We start from the raw sequence: 4,846 nt of genomic DNA, 5'->3' as shown, positions 1-4,846 counted from the left end.
TGCCGACGACCGCGAGGACGCACGGCGCCGGCCCGGCGGGACGGATGTCCGACGCGGCGGCGAGCGCCGCCCCGAACGGCCCGGAGTCCAGCGTGATCCAGCGGGTGCCGTCCTCGGCGGTCAGGCGCGCGGCCGCGGCGGCGACGGTCCGCAGATGCTCGTTCTCGGTGGCGTCGCAGACCAGCACGCGGCCCGGCCCGCGCAGGGCCTCCAGCACGCTGCCGACGCCGTTCTCCACGACGTCGAGGGGGACTTCGGCGGTGGACAGCGTGCTCTGCTCACCGAGCACGGAGGCGACACGGGAGTGCCGTACGGAGGTGAAGAGGTCCCGCGCCACGGGCGTACGGGTCAGCGGCACCCCGTCCACGAGATGGATGCCGCCGACGGTGGTGCGTCCGGCGTCGGGGAAGGCCGGAACGGCCAGTACCCGTACGGGAGTCGAGGAAGCCGCCCGAGCCGGGACCTCCTGCGCGGTGGCCTCCGGCGTGCCGGAGGCGGTCAACGCGTCGAGTACGGCGTCCAGTTCGCGGCCGGGGTTGCCGCGCAGCGTGGTGTCCACGCGCTTGACGACGAGCGTGGCGTCCGGGGCTGCCCGTACCGCGGCGTGCACGGCGGCGTAGCCCTCCTCCGGAGTGAAGCGGCGGGAGCCGGTGTTCACGACGAGGACGTCCACCGCGCCGGCGTAGCGCGGGACTTGGGCGAGGTCGCCGACGGTCACCGTACGCAGACCGAGCCGGGCGAAGAGGGCGCCGGTGGCGTTGCCGCCGGTGAGGTCGTCGGCGACCACGAGTATCCGCGCCACGCTGCCGCTCACCTCCGGCTCCGCCGCTCCGACATGATCGATTCGCGCAGTGTTTCCTGCGCGTTTCGCTCAATGAGCGTCACGGCCGTCGGCGTCGGCTGTCAATGGAGGTCGCGTGAGGACTTCCCGCACGAACCGCGCAACTTCGGTGCGTGGCCGCCGCAATGGGGCCGGCGGTGCCCGGCGGTGGGTCAGGGCCGGTCAGTTCAGGGCTGGGCGAAGACGGCGAGGCTCTTGGCGCGCCCCTGGCGGTCCTCGACGAGCGCCACCAGACGCCCACCGGGTCCGAAGACCGCGACCGGTTGCGGCCCCTGGGCCGCTCCCCCGAGGCCGTGGCCCGACTCCCGCTCCGGCATGCGCAGTTGGACCCCGTTGCCGATCAGCCGCGCGGCCTCCTCGTCCACGTCCCAGCGGGGGAACGCGGCGGCAGCGGCCTCCGCGAGCGGCAGCAGCGAGATCCCCGCGCCGTCGGCCTCGCTCTGCAGCTCCTCCAGCGAACGGGCGTCCCTGAGCCCGTACGGCCCGACCCGCGTCCGGCGCAGCGCCGTCAAGTGCCCGCCCGTACCGAGGAATTCGCCCAGATCGCGGGCGAGGGCACGGACATACGTCCCCGAGGAGCACACCACCGAGACGTCCGCGTCGATGACCTCCGTGCCGTCCGCGGCCCGCACGCCGCGGCGCACCTCGTGCACCTCGAAGGCGGAGACGGTGATCTCGCGGGCGGCCAGCTCGACGTCCTCGCCCTCGCGCACCCGCTGATAGGAGCGCTTGCCGTCGACCTTCACGGCGCTCACCTTCGAGGGCACCTGACGGATCACCCCGGTGAGTTTCCCGACGCCGGCCGCGAGCGCCTCGTCCGAGACGTCCGACGCCCCGTGCGCGGCGGTGACCTCGCCCTCCGCGTCGTCGGTCACGGTGCTCTGCCCGAGCCGCACCGTCGCCGCGTACTCCTTCTCCGTCAGGGCGAGATGACCGAGCAGCCGCGTCGCCTGGCCGGTGGCGACGACGAGCACGCCGGTCGCCATCGGGTCCAGCGTGCCCGCGTGCCCGACCCGCCGCGTACGGGCCATCCCGCGCAGCTTCGCGACGACGTCGTGCGAGGTGAAGCCGGCGGGCTTGTCGACGACGACGAGCCCGCCGGGATCCTGGTCCTTCTTACGCGCCACGGGTCATTCGTCCTCGGCCTGCTCGTCCTCGGCGGGCTTGCGGTACGGATCGGCGCCGGCCGCGTAGTCCGCCCCGGAGGAGGCCTTGCGGACCTCCTCGTCGGAGGCCTTCGCCCGCGCGAGGAGGTCGTCGATCGTACGGGCGTTCTCGGGCAGGGCGTCGGCGACGAAGCTCAGGCTCGGCGTGTGCTTCACCCCGGCCGCCGCCCCGACTGCCGTACGCAGCACGCCCTTTGCGCTCTCCAGCCCGGCGGCCGCTGCCTTGCGCTCCTCGTCGTCCCCGTAGACGGTGTAGAAGACCGTCGCCTCCCGCAGGTCGCCGGTGACGCGGGTGTCCGTGACGGTCACATGTGTGCCGAGCCGCGGGTCCTTGATGCCCCGGTGAAGCTTCTCCGCGACCACCTCACGGATGAGGTCGGCAAGCCTCTTCGCCCGTGCATTGTCGGCCACTTGTCCGTCTCCTCGCTAATCGTCGTCTTCTCCGTGGAAGCGCCGCCTGACCGACAGCAGTTCCACTTCCGGGCGTTCGGCGACGAGCCGTTCGCACCGGTCCAGCACATCTCGCACGTGTGCCGCGTCCCCCGAGACCGCCGCGAGGCCGAGCCTGGCGCGGCGGTGGAGATCCTGATCCGCCACCTCCGCCACGCTCACCGCGTACTTACGGTGCAACTCGGCGACGATGGGGCGGACGACGGAGCGCTTCTGCTTCAGCGACCGCACGTCGCCCAGCAGCAGGTCGATGGTAAGAGTCCCCACATACACCCGGAGATCGTAGAAGATGCCGCCGGGGCCGATCGACGGAGTTTCCTCCGCCGACCGGCCCCGGACCGGCTCACGGGCTGCGCGGGTGCGCGGCGTCAGCCGCGGGGCTTCTCCCGCATCTCGTACGTGGCGATGACGTCGTCGACCTTGATGTCGTTGTAGTTGCCGAGGTTGATACCACCCTCGAAACCGTCACGGATCTCGGTGACGTCGTCCTTGAAGCGGCGCAGACCCTCGATGGTGAGGTTCTCCGCCACGACCTTGCCGTCGCGCACGACACGGGCCTTGGTATTCCGCCGGACCTCGCCGGAACGGATGAGGACACCCGCGATGTTGCCGAGCTTGGAGGAACGGAAGACCTCGCGGATCTCCGCCGTGCCCAGCTCGACCTCTTCGTACTCCGGCTTGAGCATGCCCTTGAGGGCCGCCTCGATCTCCTCGATGACCTGGTAGATCACCGAGTAGTAGCGGACGTCGACGCCCTCGCGCTCGGCCATCTGCGTCGCGCGCCCCTCGGCGCGGACGTTGAAGCCGATGACGATGGCGTCCGAACCCGTCGCCAGGTCGATGTCGGTCTCGGTGACCGCACCGACGCCGCGGTGCAGGATGCGCAGATCGACCTCTTCGCCGACGTCGAGCTGCATCAGCGAGGACTCCAGGGCCTCGACCGAACCGGACGCGTCGCCCTTGATGATGAGGTTGAGCTGCTGCACCTCGCCCGCCTTGAGCACCTTGTCCAGGTCCTCCAGGGAGACCCTGCGGGTGCGCTTGGCGAACGCGGCGTTCCGCTCCCGGGCGGCACGCTTCTCGGCGATCTGACGGGCCGTACGGTCCTCCTCGACCACCAGGAAGTTGTCTCCTGCGCCGGGGACGTTCGTCAGGCCCAGGACGAGGACGGGGGTCGCCGGACCGGCTTCCTTGATGTTCTCGCCCTTGTCGTCGAGCATCGCGCGGACCCTGCCGTAGGCGTCGCCCACGACCATGGTGTCCCCGACGCGGAGCGTGCCCCGCTGCACCAGCACGGTGGCCACGGCGCCCCGGCCGCGGTCGAGGTGCGCCTCGATCGCGATGCCCTGGGCGTCCTGGTCCGGGTTGGCCCGCAGGTCGAGCGCGGCGTCGGCGGTCAGGACGACCGCCTCCAGCAGCGCGTCGATGTTCTCGCCCTGCTTCGCGGAGATGTCGACGAACATGGTGTCGCCGCCGTACTCCTCGGCCACCAGGCCGTACTCGGTGAGCTGACCGCGCACCTTCGTCGGGTCGGCGCCCTCGACGTCGATCTTGTTGACCGCGACCACGATCGGCACCTCGGCGGCCTTGGCGTGGTTCAGCGCCTCGACCGTCTGCGGCATCACGCCGTCGTTCGCCGCGACCACGAGGATCGCGATGTCCGTCGACTTGGCACCGCGGGCACGCATGGCGGTGAACGCCTCGTGACCCGGGGTGTCGATGAAGGTGAGCTTGCGCTCCTCGTCGTTGACCTCGGTCGCGGCCTGGTAGGCACCGATGTGCTGGGTGATGCCGCCGGCCTCGCCCGCGATGACGTTGGTCTTGCGGATGGCGTCCAGCAGACGCGTCTTGCCGTGGTCGACGTGACCCATGACGGTCACCACCGGCGGACGCGGCATCAGCGCCTTCTCACCGCCCTCGTCCTCGCCGAACTCGATGTCGAAGGACTCGAGAAGCTCGCGGTCCTCCTCCTCCGGGCTGACGATCTGGACGACGTAGTTCATCTCCTCGCCGAGCAGGCCCAGCGTCTCGTCGGAGACGGACTGGGTCGCGGTGACCATCTCGCCCAGGTTGAACATCACCTGGACCAGCGACGCCGGGTTGGCGTTGATCTTCTCCGCGAAGTCCGTGAGCGAGGCGCCGCGCGAGAGCCGTACGGTCTCGCCCTTGCCGCGCGGCAGCATCACGCCGCCGACCGACGGCGCCTGCATCTGCTCGTACTCCTGACGGCGCTGCCGCTTCGACTTGCGGCCACGCCGGGCCGGACCGCCGGGACGGCCGAAGGCGCCCTGCGTACCGCCGCGGCCGCCGGGACCGCCCGGACGTCCGGCGAAACCGGGACGGCCACCGCCGCCGGGACGACCGCCGAAGCCGCCGCCACCACCGGGAC

Annotated in this window: 5 protein-coding genes; all 5 read right to left on the bottom strand. The window is 71.4% G+C overall.

What is annotated here, in order from left to right; all coding sequences use genetic code 11:
• Positions 1 to 814, bottom strand: an 814-nt coding sequence (locus AN218_RS25920; RefSeq protein WP_244900723.1) for a four-carbon acid sugar kinase family protein, incomplete at its 3' end; no start/stop codon positions are given.
• A 194-nt stretch (positions 815 to 1,008) separates the two neighbouring features.
• Entirely contained in the window at positions 1,009 to 1,968 is a 960-nt protein-coding gene (truB, locus tag AN218_RS25915; protein ID WP_070019408.1) for a tRNA pseudouridine(55) synthase TruB, read from the bottom strand.
• 3 nt (positions 1,969 to 1,971) lie between these two features.
• Positions 1,972 to 2,418: a 30S ribosome-binding factor RbfA gene (gene rbfA / locus AN218_RS25910; RefSeq protein WP_070019406.1), complete on the bottom strand. Its 447-nt coding sequence runs from the start codon at positions 2,416 to 2,418 to the stop codon at positions 1,972 to 1,974.
• A gap of 15 nt (positions 2,419 to 2,433) precedes the next feature.
• Entirely contained in the window at positions 2,434 to 2,730 is a 297-nt protein-coding gene (locus AN218_RS25905; RefSeq protein ID WP_070019404.1) for a DUF503 domain-containing protein, read from the bottom strand.
• Between the two features lie 95 nt (positions 2,731 to 2,825).
• The coding region (gene infB / locus AN218_RS25900; protein ID WP_079132595.1) for a translation initiation factor IF-2 at positions 2,826 to 4,846 on the bottom strand (2,021 nt) is incomplete at its 5' end.

The sequence above is a fragment of the Streptomyces nanshensis genome (assembly GCF_001751255.1).
GTDB lineage: Bacteria > Actinomycetota > Actinomycetes > Streptomycetales > Streptomycetaceae > Streptomyces > Streptomyces nanshensis_A.
The sequence above is the reverse complement of the archived record's forward strand: the minus strand, read 5'-3'. Positions and strand labels throughout refer to the sequence as shown.